Source organism: Syntrophales bacterium, from assembly GCA_023229765.1.
GTDB lineage: Bacteria > Desulfobacterota > Syntrophia > Syntrophales > UBA5619 > DYTH01.
The window spans coordinates 1-17,162 of sequence record JALNYO010000002.1; the positions used below are offsets into that span (position 1 = coordinate 1).

General features: G+C 51.5%; 12 protein-coding genes. 1 reads left to right on the forward strand and 11 read right to left on the reverse strand.

Annotation, left to right across the window (positions count from 1 at the left end):
- Window positions 1-31 precede the first annotated feature (31 nt).
- On the reverse strand, window positions 32-2,170 hold the full coding sequence (locus M0P74_01995; GenBank protein ID MCK9362363.1) for a PAS domain S-box protein: 2,139 nt from the start codon (window positions 2,168-2,170) through the stop codon (window positions 32-34).
- Between the two features lie 590 nt (window positions 2,171-2,760).
- On the opposite strand from M0P74_01995, the gene M0P74_02000 reads away from it, so the two are divergent.
- The gene (locus M0P74_02000) at window positions 2,761-4,875 is read left to right on the forward strand and encodes a S41 family peptidase (protein MCK9362364.1); all 2,115 of its coding nucleotides are present in this window, start codon (window positions 2,761-2,763) and stop codon (window positions 4,873-4,875) included.
- A 103-nt stretch (window positions 4,876-4,978) separates the two neighbouring features.
- On the opposite strand, the gene M0P74_02005 is transcribed toward M0P74_02000, so the two are convergent.
- The 10 genes from M0P74_02005 to M0P74_02050 form a co-directional block, all read right to left on the reverse strand.
- A complete protein-coding gene (locus tag M0P74_02005) occupies window positions 4,979-5,137 on the reverse strand; it encodes an IS3 family transposase (GenBank protein MCK9362365.1) in 159 nt (52 codons plus the stop codon).
- Window positions 5,138-5,635: 498 nt separating this feature from the next.
- Complete coding sequence (locus tag M0P74_02010; GenBank protein ID MCK9362366.1) at window positions 5,636-5,899, reverse strand: hypothetical protein; 264 nt, start codon at window positions 5,897-5,899, stop codon at window positions 5,636-5,638.
- 4 nt (window positions 5,900-5,903) lie between these two features.
- The gene (locus M0P74_02015) at window positions 5,904-7,055 is read right to left on the reverse strand and encodes a pyridoxal phosphate-dependent aminotransferase (GenBank protein ID MCK9362367.1); all 1,152 of its coding nucleotides are present in this window, start codon (window positions 7,053-7,055) and stop codon (window positions 5,904-5,906) included.
- A gap of 161 nt (window positions 7,056-7,216) precedes the next feature.
- Window positions 7,217-8,173, reverse strand: coding sequence for an ArsA family ATPase (locus M0P74_02020; GenBank protein MCK9362368.1), 957 nt, complete (start codon window positions 8,171-8,173; stop codon window positions 7,217-7,219).
- A gap of 25 nt (window positions 8,174-8,198) precedes the next feature.
- A complete protein-coding gene (locus M0P74_02025) occupies window positions 8,199-9,320 on the reverse strand; it encodes an ABC transporter permease (protein MCK9362369.1) in 1,122 nt (373 codons plus the stop codon).
- A gap of 2 nt (window positions 9,321-9,322) precedes the next feature.
- The gene (locus tag M0P74_02030; GenBank protein MCK9362370.1) at window positions 9,323-10,456 is read right to left on the reverse strand and encodes an ABC transporter permease; all 1,134 of its coding nucleotides are present in this window, start codon (window positions 10,454-10,456) and stop codon (window positions 9,323-9,325) included.
- Between the two features lie 267 nt (window positions 10,457-10,723).
- Window positions 10,724-11,491 carry an ABC transporter ATP-binding protein gene (locus M0P74_02035; protein ID MCK9362371.1) on the reverse strand — a complete coding sequence of 256 codons (768 nt, stop codon included), beginning with the start codon at window positions 11,489-11,491 and terminating at the stop codon, window positions 10,724-10,726.
- On the reverse strand, window positions 11,488-12,291 hold the full coding sequence (locus M0P74_02040; GenBank protein MCK9362372.1) for an ATP-binding cassette domain-containing protein: 804 nt from the start codon (window positions 12,289-12,291) through the stop codon (window positions 11,488-11,490). Before M0P74_02040 ends, M0P74_02035 begins: the two co-directional genes overlap by 4 nt.
- Window positions 12,275-13,399, reverse strand: coding sequence for an efflux RND transporter periplasmic adaptor subunit (locus M0P74_02045; protein MCK9362373.1), 1,125 nt, complete (start codon window positions 13,397-13,399; stop codon window positions 12,275-12,277). Before M0P74_02045 ends, M0P74_02040 begins: the two co-directional genes overlap by 17 nt.
- A gap of 410 nt (window positions 13,400-13,809) precedes the next feature.
- Entirely contained in the window at window positions 13,810-17,004 is a 3,195-nt protein-coding gene (locus tag M0P74_02050; GenBank protein ID MCK9362374.1) for a sigma 54-interacting transcriptional regulator, read from the reverse strand.
- Window positions 17,005-17,162 lie beyond the last annotated feature (158 nt).

Consider the following 17,162-nt stretch of genomic DNA (forward strand, 5'->3'; position numbering starts at 1 on the left):
CGCCCATTCTTCAATCAGCAGACGATCCTTCTCAGAGCACTGTGGAATGTGATAACCTTTGGGCATATTTTTTACCTCCTGCCCAAAAGTATATCATGTAACTATTAATTATGCAAGTAAGCACTAGCGTACGGAATTCCTCTTCACTCTTCCGCAGCGCCTCCTCCGCCTTCTTGGTCTCGGTGATGTCAGTATTGAAGCCATACCAGGTTATGCTGCCATCAGCCAACTTCTCGGGTGTTGATTTTCCTAATATCCACCTGATTGATTGACCCGGAATTTGTACTCTATATTCCAATGCCCAGATCGTCAGATGTTTGGCTGAGTATTCAATGGAGCCAACAACTTTATCTAAATCCTCGGGCAATATTACTCTGGCAATTGGAGAAAAATCCTCGCGTATATCTTCTGGTGAACATCCAAAAATATCTTTGACAGCTTCTGTGGTGAACGGCACGCAGAATGTTCCGTCAGGCCTCTTCGTAAACTGATACATCATTCCGGGCGCCCAGGAAGTAAGTTTCTTTAATTGGATGTCACGTTCCCGCAGCTTCTCCTCCATCTTCTTGCGCTCGGTGATGTCCTCCGAAATCCCAAGGAGAAACTCGGGTTCTCCTTTCTCGTCCAGGAGCGGCACCTTTTTTGTGTGCATGGTGCGCTCTCCCTTGGTGCGGGTCTGCAGCGATTCTTCCGGGATATCCAAAACCTCCTTTCCGTTTAGAACATCCCGATCCTTCTTCGTAAAGTGGTCGGCCTGTTCCTTTGGAAAGAAATCGTAATCGCTCTTCCCCAGCAGGTCGTCCCTGGAATAACCCAACAGATCCTCTCCCGCCCGGTTGAACCGGATGAACCGGAGATCTCTGGCATCCTTGAGGAAGATCATATTCGGAATATTCTCGATGATCGAATCAAGAAAGATGTTCGTTTGCTTCAACTTTTTCTCGGCCACCCTGCGGTCAGTAATGTCGCAGACCACACTTACGACACCGGTCCGGCGGCCTAAGTCATCGAGAATTTCTGTTACCGTATTCTCGGTGGGAAAGACGCTTCCGTCTTTTCGTCTCATTTGAAATTCGGTACGAAACACTCCATTTGCGTCCAGAGCAGGAAAGAGTTCCTGACCAAAAAGGTCGTACGATAATTTATCCACATGCAAGACATCGGTGCTGCAACCAATCAAGTCTTTCTCTCCAAAGCCGAAGATAACCTCTGTCGCGTGGTTGCAAGCAATGATCTTCCGGGTGTGTGGATCTACTATAAAAATGGCTTCGTCCATGCTGGCAAATGTTTTATCCAGTAATGTCTTGGCCTTGTTAAGTGCTTCTTCTGCCCGCCTGCGCTCGGTGATGTCATGGGATACAGAGATTATGCCCACAGGCTTCTTTGCCTCATCCCGCATAAAGGACAGATGGTTCTCCATAAAAACGATGGAGCCGTCTTTTTTATATTGTTCCAGCTCCACGATGCGGATTCTGTCGGGATCTGCCGTACCACTGGCTTCCAATTTCATCTCTTCTTCAAAAACCTTGGCGCTGATCTGCAAGGATTCAGGCGTCATGACCTGTTCTAAGGTCTGCGCCACGGCCTCTTCTGCCGTGTATCCCCGCATACGCATGATGGAAGGGCTGACATAGGTAAAACGCAGGTTCATATCCATGACCGTTATAACATCCGCCATGTTATCCAACACCCAACGGTACCTCTCTTCGCTCTTCCTGAGGGCCTCCTCCGCTCGCCTTTGGGCCGTTACGTCTAACAATATTCCGTGTGCACCCTTAAACACGCCGTCTTCGATGACGGGCCTGGTTTTCGTTTGCGCCCATCTGAGTTCTCCTGATTTATTGAGGACTCTATAATCAGATGGTTTTTCTGTCCCTTTGCTGAGTTCGGAAAACCATTCCGTCATAAGATTAAGGTCATCTTTGTATGCAAGATCGATAAAGCTCTTTCCGACAATTTCAGTCGAGTCAAATCCCAGCATATCCCGGACAGCCGGACTGATATAAAGGACCATACCCTGACTGTCCAATTCATAGATGACATCCCTAAGGTTTTCTACAAGACTCCGGTATTTCTCTGGGCTTTCTGATTCTTTCAGCGCGGCATTTTGCAGGCGCAATTCCGTCAGTTCATCAACGAGCTGCTTCTTGGTCTTATTATCATCTTTCATAATGTCACCCATACCTATGCCTCAACCCGAATTGATAAGAATTGGCTTTGCCGTGAGATGAACAGTAAAAGCAAACTTTATGCCAATCACCGAATGAAATCATGATCATGGAATAAGCATTTAAAAGCAATCGATTAGGCGAATCAGGGGTACGACAGAAAAACATGAAATGATCCGCTTATCCTCAATATTTGATGGAACCTCATCATATTGAGGGATACCTTGAAGGGAGGCGGGGAGTCTACTTTGTGTTCTTTTGTCTCTGGCCGGACTATCCAGAGCTTATTGAATGCTGTTTGAAATAAAGCCTTAACGTCAAAAACATCGGACGGTCACTTACAGGAAGTTAAGCCAACCCTCGATCATCCGCCCAATAATGCCACCTGTGATCCGGGATTCATTGATATGCCCAGATACCGAAAATCTCAACTTGTATTTGCAATATTCACCTCCAACCGCATGCAATTTTCCTTTTCCCTTGACAGAATCCCTCCGTCCTTCTATCGTCACAGCCACGTGATTTCTCAACAAGAGCAATTAAAGATAGACAGCCGTACCCCGGTGCGGCGGGAAGAACAAAGAGCATGAGCATGTGCGATAGAAGAGTCGAAAACATCACCGGAGTCCCCCGGGGGGATAATCCCCGTAGCCGCAGAGCGGCGTTCGGCAGCAAGGATTGGTTCTTATTCAGGAGGCTGCTGCTTCTGATCCTGCTTCTGATCCTGCTGTTGCCCGTTTCCTCAATGGCCGAAAGCCTTACCTGCAGACGACTGCCCATGCTGATGGAAGGGTTCCTGGCCAATCACTACGCAATGAAGAACCTGACAGGGGAGATCAGCGCTCACGCCGTTGACCAGATGATCAAGGGGCTCGATCCCTCCAAGACGCTGTTGTACGAGTCTGATGTTGAAAGGCTTAAGCCGGTTCTGCAAAGCATGTTTGCAAGCATACAATCGGGCAACTGCCTTGCGCTGCAGCAGGTGCACGATGTGCTGGTTGAGCGGGTGCGGGAGAACGAGGCAATTGTCAAAAAGATTCTGGGGCCGGACTACCGACTCGACGAGACCGTTGAGCTGAACATCAACGTTAACAAGCGCCTCTATGTGAAGACGACGGCGGAAAGGCTGGGGCTCCTGAGAAAGGTCGTGCAATTTCAGATCGAAAACGCCCTGCTGGCAGGCGTTGACTTGGCGGAGGCCAGGAAGCAGCAGATTCACCGCTACGAGCTGCAGACGATGCGGGTCGTCGAACACAATCCCGAGAAACTCATTACGAACCTCGCTGAAGCCTTTGCCCGAGCCCTCGATCCGCACACGAGCTACCTGTCCCCCGAAAACTTAGCAGACCTCCAGATTCAGATTCAGCTTTCCCTGGAAGGGATCGGAGCCCTCCTCAGCAGCGACAACGGATTTACCGTCATTGAGGAGTTGATTCCCGGGGGAGGGGCCGAGCACTCGGGCCTACTTAAACCGAAGGACAAAATCATCGCCGTGGCCCAAAGAGGGGAAAAGCCCGTTGGTGTCATCGACATGGACCTGCGCGAAGTTATCAAGATGATTCGCGGCAAGAAAGGCACGCAGGTCACGCTGACCATCCTGCGGCAGGCGGAAAAGACGGACCGCTTCGACGCTACAATCACGCGCGACAAGATCGACATCAAGGAGCAGGAGGCCAGGATTACCTACGAGACACGGACAGTGGACGGCAGACCATACCGCTTCGGCGTGATCGATCTTCCTTCCTTCTACGGCGATGAAAAGGAAAATAAGTCCTGTTACGAGGACGTGAAGAACCTTCTCGTGGAGGCTATGCGGCAGCGTGTCGATGGAATCGTGCTGGACCTGTCACGAAACTCGGGGGGCCTGCTCAGGGAGGCGGTGCGCCTTGCCGGTCTTTTTATTGGCAAGGGCGGAATCGTGGCGACCCAAGACAGTCGCGAGCAAGTGACTATTCTTGCCACTGGTTCGTCCGCATCAAGAACGAAAGTCGACAAGCGCATCGTGATTACGCTCCCGGCAGAAGATCACCGCGCAGTCTACACAGGCCCCCTAGTTGTCCTGACGAGCCGCTTGAGCGCATCGGCCAGCGAGATCGTGGCGGGCGCTCTCAAAGACTACCATCGCGCTGTGATCGTCGGGTCGGACCATACCTTCGGCAAGGGGTCCGTGCAGGAACTGACATCCCTGCCCTGGGATCTGGGTGGCATGAAAGTCACCACGAGGCTGTACTTTCTGCCCGGCGGCCAGTCTACGCAGAAGGTGGGCGTAGAAGCGGATGTCCAGCTACCGATGTGGTTCATTCTCGAAGATATTGGTGAAAAGGAACTGGATTATCCGCTTCCGGTCCAGGCGATCACACCCTTCCTTGCCGTGCCGGGAAATGCTGCGCCACTCTGGAAACCTCTAGTGCAACCCATACTTGCGGAGCTGGCAGCAAGGTCCAAGGCCCGGGTCGCCAAAGACGCGAAGTTCACCGAAATCATCAAGAACAACAAAGAGGCCGCCGGCAAGAAGGGCGTTGTCCGGCTTGCCGACTTGCGCAAGGAGATGGAGAAGGACGTCGGCGGCAAGAAAAAGGAGACGCCTGCCGAGCTTAAGAAGGAAGCCCGGGATCAGTATGCTCCCTTCGTGAACGAGAGCATCAACGTTCTACTTGATATGGTGACGCTGGGGTCATCCCTGCGCATTTCAAACCACATTCAATGATCTGGTCCGATCAGCCGCCCTACACCTTTGTATTTGAAGTGTTCTGCGCTCGCAACAAAAGTAGATCCAAGGAGGAAGTACGCTTTAGTCGGATGAACCTTATTTAAATATCTACACAATAAAGCGTCTCAATAACCATCCGCCGCCTCAGACGGCGCATCCTGTCATGACCCACTTTATAGCCTTTGGCCCACAGTCCGTTGCGAATCTTCCGGCTTCCGTAGAACGGATATTCCAGATGGATCTCGTCGATCTTCCGCATAAGTTCCATCTCCTTAGGGCTAAGCGGCGCTGGAGTGTAGCAGACGAAATATCTGTTAGATCCAGAAGATTGCAATGTTTTGTCACCGGAAATTTCTCCTCCTTAGATGGCAATATCATTTGCTCACCTTTACCACCCACCGGCCGCTCTTGGCTGGGCCAATTCGATCGATGACGCCATTGCTCTTTAGTTTTGCCAGATTCTTTTCGATTTTTCTCTGTGAAATACCGACCTGCGATGCCAGTTGTTTTGCCGATATTTGAGGATTGTTCTTTAATAAATTCAAAAGAGGTAATTGCAAAACGCCCCATTCTTGTCATTCCCGATAGAGACATTATGAACATTAAGCTTCGCTTTCGGGAATGACAAATGGTTTTGCAATTGCCTCAATGGCATAAATTAAAGCTTTCCTCCGGGCCCAGAATTTTGCCGGCGTGCCAGTGGTTCGTTCGCCGGGGGAGAATCTTGAAAATGTCTAAAACCGAAAAGGCCATAATATTAATCGGCCGGAACCTTCATCCAGATCCGGTAGAGTTTCTCTTCGCCCTCCTCGAAACACCTGTAACCAGTGGGGTCTGCCTCTTCGACCAGCACCTCTCCCAGTTCCCGGCACTGTTCCAGCCAGTTCCGGAAATGGGTGCCGCCCCCCAGATAGACCATTCGCCATTTTACCCCGCGCTCGTCCACCCGTTCCTGAAGAAGCTTTTCCTCAGCCCTAATTTCCTTAACGGTTTTCAGGTTTATCTGATTTTTTGCGTGCATATTTTTAAGACTGCTCCCGCAGGTATTTCTGGAGCCGGTCCATTCCTGCGCGGATGTTCTCCAGAGAGTTCGCGTAGGAGAAGCGCAAATAACCCTCGCAGTTTTCACCGAAATCGATTCCGGGGGCGACACCGACGTGGGCCCGCTTCAAGATATCAAAGGCCATCTTGTAGGAGTCATTGGAATATTTCTTTATGTTTCCGAGAATATAGAAGGCGCCGGTCGGCGCCACATTTATCCCGAGCCCCATCTCGGAGAGTCTGTCGGTTATGTATTTTCGCCGTTGATCGTATATTTCCCGCATCCGGCTTACCTCCTGCCCTGCCTCGCGCAAGGCGGCAACCCCGGCCCATTGGACAAAGGCGTTGGCGGAGATGAAGAGATTCTGGATGATTTTCTGCATTGGCCGCACATAAGCCGGCGGGACAATCAGATAGCCGAGCCGCCACCCGGTCATCGCGTAGGCCTTCGAGAAGCCGTTCAAAACGAACGCATTATCGGTAAATTCCAGGATGCTGCGCTCCTTGCCCTCATAAACGAGACCGTGATAGATCTCATCAGAGATTACCGGAATGCCGAGGGCGGCGATCTCGGTCATCCGTTTTTCGCAGAGGATGTTGCCCGTCGGATTGGAAGGGGAGTTGATCATTATCAGGCGGGTTTTGTCTGTCATTTTTCCCCGGATCGCGTCGGCTGACAGTTGAAAGCCGTCTTCTTCGTAAACCGGCACATTGACGGGCGAGCCGCCGAAGAAACTGATCATGTTCGGATAGCAGGGATAATGCGGGTCAGAGATGATGACCTCGTTTCCCTTTTCCAGGAGGGCCGAGAAAAGCACCATCATTGCCGGCGAGGTGCCGGAGGCGACCAGCACCTGGTCGGGTGAAATGGCAACCCCGTATCTTTCCAGGTAATGTTCGCAGATAGCCTCTCTGAGTTCAAGCAGCCCCAGGCTATGGGTGTAGTGGGTCTGCCCGTCGCGCATCGCGCGCATCCCCGCCTCTTTTATGCAGTCCGGCGTGTCGAAATCGGGTTCGCCGACTTCGAGATGAATGATGTCCGTCCCGTTTCTCTCCAGCTTCTGCGCTTCCTCAAGCACATCCATAACGATGAACGGAGGGATGTCCTGTGCCCTTTTTGCGATTGTGCTTAACATAGCCTCTAAACCCCCGATCTTTCTTGTAAAGTTTGTTCTCTGACTGTCTCAGTATAGAAGAGGAAGCCAATTGCAAAACCCCCAATTCTGTCATTCCCGCGACTCTTCTGAGCGGGAAAACGAAGTTTAATGTTCATAATCCAGCGTCTAACTGCTTAAAATCATGGATGCCCGACAGAAGCATTCGGGCATGACAAAACGTTTTGCAATTGGCTCGAGGGAATGTCTAATTTTTTTGCCAGCGCCAGCAGCTCTTCCGGATTGGTCAAATCACCGGTCAATTCTTTAACCTGGATAATCGGCAAGCTGGCGCGCGAGGCCAGATTCTCCCACCAGCGCTGCTGGGCTCGCAACTTCTTTTTCAGAAAATCGGAACCTTCGCAGATCTCTTCAGCAAGAAGCTTGTTCATGATGTAGCCATTGACATTGATGCCGAAATCCGCCAGCGCCGCGGCGATCAACAGCGCCTGTTCTACCGGCAGGCGCTCCGGGTTCGCAACGATCCAGGCGGATGTCTCGTTTTTGAGCATCGTGATTACATCCTGCGTCAATTGCCGCCATTGGCCGATCAGCTCCAGTGGATCGGCGTCTTTGAACAGCCCCTTGAACTTCAGGTAAATCTTCTGCGCGTCGGTAAGATGTGCGTAGAACAGCTTTTGCAGCTCCAGCAGCTTCAGCGTGGTCGAAGTCGGGGCCGCATCCCAGATAATAATGTCGTATTTTCCGGACTGCTGAACGTCCAGCAGATAGGAGAGCATGAATTCCTCGTCGATGCCGGGCGCCCCTTCGATATAGTCGAGGATATCCCTCTCCACCGGCAAAAACGCGGAGAGGACGGTAAAGATGTCGTCGGCGAATTTTTCATGCCAGAGTTTAAGCACCGCCTGGCGGGAAAGCTCGACGACATCCAGATTTGGCGCCACCGTTACAGCCTGCTCTTTGAAATCACGGCCGAATATCTCTCCCAAAGACCCGGCTGGGTCGGTGGAAAGAAGCAGCGTGCGTCTGTTTTGCGCGTAACCTAGGGCGCAGGCGGTCGAAAGGGTTGTTTTTCCGACCCCTCCCTTGCCGGTGAAAAGCTGGATGGATGTTCTTGTTTTGGGGGCTTGAAGGTTCATCTTATTGTATCTCCTCTTGATAATTTTATTCGAGACGTTTGTGGAAGCGTTGGATTGCGCCGGCAAAAACGACTATGCCGAGCGTGGCGAGCGCGGCGTACTGCTCCCACAGAACGTCTATTCCCACCCCTTTCAGGAAGACGCCGCGGATGATCACCAGAAAATAGCGCAGCGGGTTAAGATATGTCAGCCATTGAACGACAATCGGCATATTCGAGATCGGAAAAACAAACCCGGAGAGCATGAAAAACGGCAGCAGAAAGAAAAAGGTCGTCATCATTGCCTGCTGCTGCGTTTTCGAGACCGTCGAGATGAAAAGCCCGATTCCCAGCGTGCTTAACAGAAAGAGGCAGGCCGCCCCGAAGAGGTCCACAACGCTGCCGGCAAGGGGGATGTCAAACCAGAAAATGGCGAGCGGCGTTATCACAACCGCCTGCCCCAGCGCGATGACGATATAAGGGATAGTTTTGCCGATGATCAGTTCGAGCGGCTTGATCGGGGTGACGATCAGCTGCTCCATCGTGCCGACCTCCTTTTCCCGGATAATGGCGATCGAGGTGAGCAGCATCGAGATCAGCATGATGATGAAGGCGAGGATGCCGGGGACGAAGAATTTCTGGCTGTCCGTGTTGGGGTTGTACCAGGTGCGGATGCGGGCGTCTATCCGGCCGTAGGAAAGATCGCGGTTGTAGAGTTCGTGGATCAGTCCGGCGTTGAATCGGTCGACAACCGTTGACAGATAAGCGAGCCGGACGGCGGCCATGTTGCTCATCCCGCCATCCGCCAGTACCTGGATATTGGCGGTTTTTCCCCGGCGGATCAAGCTGCTGAAGTCGGGGGGAATCCGGATTCCGAGGTCGGCTTTGCCATCCAGAAACAGCTTTTCCATATCTATTACAGAGGCGGGGATGCTGGTAATTGTGAAGACGCCGCCGGCCGTCAGGGAGTCGAGCAAGAGGCGGCTCTCCCTTGTTTGCGCCTCGTCAATCAGGGAGACGCGGATATTTCTTATATCGTAATTAACCACATAGCCGAAAACCAGAAGCTGGATAAGCGGCGTCATGACGATGATCGAGCGGACCGTCCTGTCGCGGAAAAGCTGAATGAATTCCTTGCGGACCATTTCCCGGATGCGAAGCCAGCCCATCGTCAGAACCCCTCTTTCCTTAAAACGAGATAATTGAGCAGCGCCAGCACAAAAGACATGGCAAGCAGAACCAGCAGGTCGGGCCAGAGGTGGGCAAAGCCAAGGTTTTTCAGATAGATGCCGGAGAGAATGTCGATGTAATAGGTAGCCGGGACGATCTTTGTAACCGCCTGCAGAATTACCGGCATGTTGGTTACCGGAAAAACAAAATTGGAAAGGAGGATGGACGGCAGGTAGGTAATCAGGATTGCCGTCTGATTCGCCGTCATCTGCGATTTTGTCACCGATGAGATCAAGAGCCCCAGAGTGAGCGCGACGGTGATGTAGAGCGAAGAGGCGAGAATCATCAGCCAGAAGCTCGCCTTCATGACGATCCCGAAGAGCATCTGCCCCATCAGCACCGCGATCAGGACGTCCGTCAAGGCGATAAGAAAGTAGGGGGCGGCCTTGCCGAGGAGAAATTCGCCTGCCCCGATCGGCAGTGAGCGGATCGTTTCCATTGTCCCGTTTTCATATTCCCGGGCAATGACCAGCGAGGTTAAGAGGGCCGCGACGATAATGACGATGATCGCGATGATGCCGGGGATGATGAAGTTGCGGCTTTCCATCTCCTCGTTGAACCAGACGCGGATCTGAGGATTGACGGGGGGGTTGATCTTTTGCATCCCGCGCCGGTCGAGAAAAGCGGCGAGCAGGTTGCCGTTGTAGCGGGCGATAAAGCCGCTGATGTATGAGTTTGATATCCCCGCGAAATTGGGGTCGCTGCCGTCGAGAATCACCTGCATGGTGGTCTTTCTGTCCGCCCGGAGGTCGGCAGTCCAGCCGACGGGGATGACTATGGCCAAACGCGCCCGGCCGTGGTCGAGGGCATTGATCACCGCGCTCATGCTGTCCGGAGATTCAACTATCTGAAAATAGGGGCTTGCCTCAAGGCTTCTGATAAAATCGCGGCTCAGATCGGTTTTTTCGCGATCGACAACGATCGTTTCGATATTGTTCACGTCGAGGCTGAGCGCGTAACCGAACAGCAGTATCAAGAGCAACGGGATCGCGAAGGCCAGATAGAGGCTGCGGAAATCCCGGAGCAGATGATAAAACTCCTTGCGGGCGATCGCTGTGATGTTTTTTGTCTTCATATTACGGTTTACGGTTTACGGTTTCCAGTTTCCAGTTTACGGTTTCCGGTTTCCAGTTTCCGGTTTCCAGTTGGCTTTTTGTTAGATGCTTTACTTTTCAAGTCAAAACAAAACCTCATGTTCATAATTCATGTGCCGACAGCCCCGCCTCAATATCTTCAAACCGTTCCATATTTATTGTTTTTAACCGTCAACCGTCAACTGTCAACCGTCAACAGTCAACCGTCAACAGTCAACCGTCAACCGTTAACCGTTAACCGTCAACTGTCAACCGTCAACCTGTGGTTTATTCAGCTTTATAAACGCGTCGTTGAGATCTGCATCCGGTTTTTCCGGGCAGGCGCCGCGGACGATCTCGGCCGGACTGCCCGAGGCGACGATACGTCCCTCGTTGATCAGGACAATGCGGTCGCAGTTGCCGGCCTCGTCCATGTAGTGGGTCGTCACGAAAACGGTGATTCCCTCGGCGGCGAGCTGGCGGATGAAGTCCCAGAAATGGCGTCGGGAAAGCGGATCGACGCCGGAGGTCGGCTCGTCGAGAAAGAGAATCCTGGGGCGGTGGAGCAGCGAGCAGCCGAGGGCGAGCCGCTGACGCAAGCCCGGCGGGAGTTCTCTGGTCAGCCGGTTACGCTCTGCGGTGAGCTGCGTCATTTCAAGAACCCAGGAAATCCGCTGCTCCCATTGCTTTTCGGGCACGCTGTAGATGCCAAGATAGAAACGGATGTTCTCAAATGGGGTCAGATCTTCGTAGAGGGAGAATTTCTGCGACATGTAGCCGATCGCGTGTTTGATTTCTTCCGTCTGTGTCACGATGTCATAGCCGGCAACGGTTGCTTTTCCCGAGGTTGGCGCGAGCAGCCCGCAGAGCATGCGGATGGTCGTCGATTTTCCCGAACCGTTCGCCCCGAGGAAGCCGAATATCTCGCCATTGTAAACGGAAAAAGATATCCCAGCGACGGCGGTGAACTCGCCGAAGCGCTTTTCCAGCCCTTCCACGATAATCGCCGCTTTGCCGTTATCAACGGAGGTTGTCATTGCGGCATTTTCTCCACGTTGAACGCGTTTTGGGCAAGGTCGAGGTCCACCTCCCTGATTTTAGCGATGATCGCCTCTTCGAGGTTGGGGAAACCGCGGCGGATTTCCGCCGGCGCCGCCGTTTGCAGAAGCTTACCCCGATGCATTAGCCCTATCCTGTCGCACCTTTCGCCCTCATCGAGATAGGCAGTGGAAACGAGGATCGTCATCCCTTTGGCCCGCATCCTGCCGAGAATTTCCCAGAATTCCTGACGGGAGACCGGATCGACGCCGTTGGTCGGCTCATCAAGGATCAACAGCCGCGGTTCGTGAACGAGCACGCAGGCAAGCCCCAGTTTCTGCTTCATGCCGCCGGAGAGCTTTCCCGCCGGCCGGTCGGTGAAGGGCAGCAGGTTCGAAAAGCCGAGGTAAAGCGCCTTGCGCGCCTTCCTCTCCGCGCCATAAATCCCAAAGATATCCAGAAAAAAATCGATATTCTCTTCGACGGTCAGATCCTGGTAAAGCCCGAAGCGCTGCGGCATGTAGCCGATGAGATTCTTTATTTTTGCCCGGTCGGAGACGGTATCGAGGCCGTCGATCGTGATGCTGCCGGCCGCCGGTTTGAGCATAGTTGCCGCCATCCGCAGCAGCGTCGATTTTCCCGCGCCGTCGGAACCCACCAGACCGAAGATGCCCCCGCTTTCGAGCTCCAGCGATACGTCCTGCACTGCCGCCGTCGCCGCGAAGCGGTACGAGACATGTCTGGCGGAGAACAGGGACGATAAATAGGGCTCTGTCCCTATTTTAGCGCAGGCGGGCATCGGCGGGCATCCCTGATTTCAATTCCAGGTGGGGATTGGGGATAGAGATCTTTACCAGGTAAACGAGTTTCACCCGCTCCTTCTTGGTCTGGATGATTTTCGGGGTGAATTCACCCTCCGGGGAGATGAAAGTTACCGTTCCCGCGAAGGTTTTGCCGGGGAACGTGTCGATGACGACAGCGGCCTTCTGCCCCGGCTTCACCTTGCCGATCTCGGTTTCGTCAACGAAGATCTTCAAATCCACCCTCGACAGATCGGCGAGAGTCAGCGCTTCCTCGCCGGGAGAAACCACCTCGCCCGGCTCCACGCTTCTGCTGGTGACGATGCCCGGTCCGGGCGCCTTCAATTTCGCGTATTCGAGCTGAATCTGCACCTGCGCGAGGGCGGCCTGGGCGGCTTGGGCTGTTGCTGCTGCCGCCTCAATCTCCTTTTGCGCGGCCTTTATCCGCGGCAGGTTGCTTTTTGCCTGATTCAAGGCGGCTCTGCCCTCTTCCAGCCTCGCCTCGGCGGCGCGGATCGTTTCGGCGCGGCTTCCTTCGCGGGCAAGATCGTACGTCTCTTTACTGCGTTCGTATTCCGAAAGCGTTGTTTCGTAGCGCAGGCGGACGGCATCCCGTTCCTTTTCCGAGATCGTTCCCTTCGCAAACAGGGCGTCATAGCGGGCAAGGTTCTTCTTCGCGTCGGCAAGGACGAGGCCCGCGCTCTGCATGGCCTGTTTCGCCCGCTCGATATCCTGTTTTCTGGCGCCGGCCCTGATTTCGTCAAGCTGCGCCTTCAGCGCTTGCACCCCCGCTTCGGCGCGGGCGATTTCGGCGGGGATCGTCGTCTGATAAACCCTCAAAATTGCCTCTGCCTGCTCTCTTCCCTTCAGCGCTTTTTCCCGGGTGGCCTTTGCCTGTTCAAGACGGGTGATAAACTCCGCCGGCTCCAGTTCGGCCAGAACGTTATCCTTGGCGACGGTCTCCCCCTCGCGCACCGCTACCCGGAGTAACCGTCCTCCCGTCTGAAAGGATAGGTGGGTCTGAGTCGCCTCAATGGTTCCGGAGTAGAACAGCTCCCCGTCCCGCCCTTTTTTCTGGCCGTAATAGACGAAGACAGCCGCTCCCAAAAACAGCAGCAGAAAAATAACAATGGCCCGTTTTTTATGAACATTAAACTTCGTTTTCAGTTTGACGCCTCCTGTCCAAAGAGATTATTGTTATTCAATATATGGAGGTAATTGCAAAACTCCCCATTCTTGTCATTCCCGCAACGATTCTGAGCGGGAAAGCGGAGCTTAATGTTCATAAAACGAAGTTTAATGTTCATAATCTGGTTCTAACTGCTTGAAAAACCATATTATGAACATTAAGCTTCGCTTTCCCGATAGAGACATTATGAACATTAAGCTTCGCTTTCGGGAATGACAAATGGTTTTGCAATTGCCTCTATGGTATGACTATATCAGCATCCGCATCAGGCTTAAAGAGATTTGATACCGGACATCGGGCAGCGAGGATTTTTGCTTCAGCATGGGAACTAATCTCCAAACTCGGCCGGCAACGGTTTTTTGATGCCTAATTTTTTCATGCGAAAGAGCAGGGTTGTTGGCTTTACCATCAGGATTGAAGAAGCACTCTTTGGACCGCTCAGTTTCCAATTTACACTGTGCAGTACCTTTTCGATGTAGTTCCTCTCCATATCCGCCAGCGACACCAAGGGGGAATTCACTGTGCCATTGCTGCTGCCTGACGGGTAGGTGAATCCGGAAAAACTGATACTGCCATCCTTTGAGAAAATGATTGCCCTTTCAACGAGATGTTCCAGTTCCCGTACGTTTCCAGGCCATTGGTAGCCCATGAGTTTATTCAGCTCTTCAGGGATAAGTGGATCGATATTCCGGCTCATCTTTTTACTATACTTTTCAATAAAATGATTTACGAGAGCCTTGACGTCTGACTTACGTTCTCTCAAGGAGGGAACATGAATGGGGAACACATTAAGGCGATAGAAAAGATCCTGCCGGAAAGTTCCTTTACTGACTTCCTCAAACAGGTTTTTATTGGTTGCCGCTACGACCCTGAAATCGAGGCGGATGGTTTTGTTGCTTCCAAGCCTTTCAACGGTGCTCTCTTCCAGAACTCTTAGCAGATTGACCTGTATGTTGAGAGGAAGGTCTCCTATCTCATCGAGAAATATGGTGCCGCCGTCGGCGAGTTCGAACCTGCCTTTGTGTAATTCGTTTGCTCCGGTGAAAGCCCCCTTTTCATGGCCGAAGAGCTCGCTGACAATCAGTTCTGGCGGGAGCGTTGCGATGTTTACAGTGATGAAAGGTCCATCCTTCCGACTGCTGCTTTTATGAATGGCCTTTGCCACCAACTCTTTCCCTACCCCTGTCTCTCCCAGAATTAGAACTAAGCTGTCCGTTGGCGCTACCTGTTGTATCTGGCCCAGCACAGACATGATTCCTGCCGACGTACCGATGATGGTTTGTAAAGGGTTGGCCAAACCCATTTCACGTTTATAGAAAATAGTTTCGTTTTCAAATCGATTTTTCATTTCCTTTATCTTTTCATATTCATTGATATTGGAAAGACCCACAGCGATCTGACTGCAAAGAAGCCTCATGTAGTGGGAATAGTTTTCAGGAAAGGACCCCTGGCCGAGAAGGTTATCGAGATAGAGGTATCCTTGTAAATTATCTCCCATCTTAACGGGCATGCAGACCATGGAATTAATGCCTACGGCAAGGAGGTCTCCGTCGGAGATAACATCATTATCCATTTTGCCGGGCATTATCAGCTCATCGCTTTTCCGGGCGGCTTCGGCAACAACATTCCTGATTGTTTTTGACTGCTCTGTTTCGAGCAGCAGAGAAGCGAAATTTTTGCTGGCGACAAGTGTTTCTCCAGCGATAGGATCAAAAATAAAGAAGGCGCTTCGCATAGCCATAGTGAAATCCATGGCCATAGAGAGCACCTTTTCGAGAAAAGCTTTCATGTCCCTGACGGTTCCCAGAGACTCGTTGACGCTGATCATTCTCTTTATCATAAGATCAAAGTTTTGCTCGGGGGGCATACTCGCAAGCAAGTCTTGGGGAAACAGATTCCGGTCAATCTTCGAAAAGAGTGTCCATGCCTTTTTGAGATAGGATTGGGCGAGTTTTGACTGTCCTCTTTTCAGATGTATATTTCCCAAGGCAATCCTGGTCCTTGCAAGTTCAATTTCAGCGCCGGCCATTTTAAGGTATTTCTCGCTGTTTTTCAGGTCAGCCAGCGCATTGTTTACAGGTTGTTGGCTTCTTTCCATATCACGGAGCGCCTTATAACGGAGGGCTACCCCCTTCATGTATATGTCATCCCACTGAAGTATCCTTTCGATTTCCGAATCGTAAGTCCATTCGTCATGGATGAAACCCCGTTTCTCAAGAGCGTCGAGATACTCGAAGTTCCAGGCGCTGTTCTGATGCATCCATCCGACATAGCGAGAATGTTCCACGGCTTTCTTGAGATATTCAAAGGAACGTTCATAATTCCCCTGCAAAATGAGGATATAGCCCTTGCACATCTCAACTCGCATCAGAATGTAAGGACCCAAAATATCGTCAGAAAAAGATGATATCCGGTTTACATAGAACTCAGCTTCAGATATTTTTCTAAGTTCAAAGAGGGAATGCATGCTTAGGAGATCGGCATATATGGAAACATGCTGCAGATTGAGGAGATTTGCCTTGCCCCTTACCGCTTCTATCATACCCATGCCCCGGGCGACATGTCCGCACCTCACGTAACATATTCCCACCCGGGCGCCAGCCTTTAAAATGGCCGCATTGTCGCCGAATTCCTCCAGGTTTTCTACCACCTGTTCATAGCGGCGAACGACCTCTGCGAACCTTCCTTTCCAGTGGAGAAACTCACTCATGAGGAGCGTTGCCTCCTTGAACATCCGGGGGTCGTCTATTCCCTGGGCAAGCCTTTGGGAATCCTTTATATAGCTGAAGGCCTTCCGATGCTGGCCCCCTGCCTGCATAACATGGCCAAGAATAAGTTCAATCTTTGCAAGGTATTCCCATTTTTCGTATTTTCGGGCAATCTGCTGCGCCCTGCTCAAAAGGGTCACCTGATCCTGCAATGGCATGAGATGCTTTGTGGTCACTATCTTTCCCAGCACGCTGTCAAGATAATCTTTTACATTTGCGATAGAGAGCGATTTTTCCGGGGAGTTTTTGAGGAAGTAGTCGTAATAAACACCTGCCAGTTCGTAGTCTCTTGAATCAAAAATGATATCGGCAGCGTTCTTTACAATATCCTTATCCTTATCCTTATCACTGTTGCCCAGCGTTATGTAAAGCGCTGCCAGGACGAGTGTTTTTTCCTTTCCTTCTGAAAGAATATCGTTGTAAAATTCAATCAGTCGCCTTAACGCCTGAGTCTTCTCTTCTTCCGATACAGAACAATCAAGCAGTATGTCCGGAATGATTCTATTGAGAAAATAGATGCCTTTCCCAAACTCCTCCTTTTCATAAACTACTCCTCTCTTTATGGCCTCTTCCATCACATTCAGGATCTTTACGGTAGACGCTCCGGAAAGGGAGCTTAGTTGGTCGATCGAAACCGGTGAGCTGGCATGTGCCAGATAGAGGATGATCTCTTTTGCGCTTTTATCAAAGCTCTGCCAAACGCTTATTTGTTTTCCTGCTAATCTGCTATTTTTAGCTATTTGTAGCGCCCTCATTTTTATTGACCTCCCCAAACGGGCTGTTTTTTAGAAGCAATGAATGAAATTGTCAACGTATGTTTTTCAATATGTTGAAAAATATTCAGCATACTGAGATCAGATTTAGATATGACAAACGAAGAAGTTAATGTTTATCATGTAAAGTCGAACACTTA

Bases quoted from the DNA above. Each gene is read 5' to 3' on its own strand.
- M0P74_02020 (MCK9362368.1), bottom strand. From the start codon at position 8,173: ATGAACCTTCAAGCCCCCAAAACAAGAACATCCATCCAGCTTTTCACC.
- M0P74_02025 (MCK9362369.1), bottom strand. From the start codon at position 9,320: ATGGGCTGGCTTCGCATCCGGGAAATGGTCCGCAAGGAATTCATTCAG.
- M0P74_02035 (MCK9362371.1), bottom strand. From the start codon at position 11,491: ATGACAACCTCCGTTGATAACGGCAAAGCGGCGATTATCGTGGAAGGG.
- M0P74_02050 (MCK9362374.1), bottom strand. From the start codon at position 17,004: ATGAGGGCGCTACAAATAGCTAAAAATAGCAGATTAGCAGGAAAACAA.
- M0P74_02015 (MCK9362367.1), bottom strand. From the start codon at position 7,055: ATGTTAAGCACAATCGCAAAAAGGGCACAGGACATCCCTCCGTTCATC.
- M0P74_02005 (MCK9362365.1), bottom strand. From the start codon at position 5,137: ATGCGGAAGATCGACGAGATCCATCTGGAATATCCGTTCTACGGAAGC.
- M0P74_02030 (MCK9362370.1), bottom strand. From the start codon at position 10,456: ATGAAGACAAAAAACATCACAGCGATCGCCCGCAAGGAGTTTTATCAT.
- M0P74_02040 (MCK9362372.1), bottom strand. From the start codon at position 12,291: ATGCCCGCCTGCGCTAAAATAGGGACAGAGCCCTATTTATCGTCCCTG.
- M0P74_01995 (MCK9362363.1), bottom strand. From the start codon at position 2,170: ATGAAAGATGATAATAAGACCAAGAAGCAGCTCGTTGATGAACTGACG.
- M0P74_02010 (MCK9362366.1), bottom strand. From the start codon at position 5,899: ATGCACGCAAAAAATCAGATAAACCTGAAAACCGTTAAGGAAATTAGG.
- M0P74_02000 (MCK9362364.1), top strand. From the start codon at position 2,761: ATGTGCGATAGAAGAGTCGAAAACATCACCGGAGTCCCCCGGGGGGAT.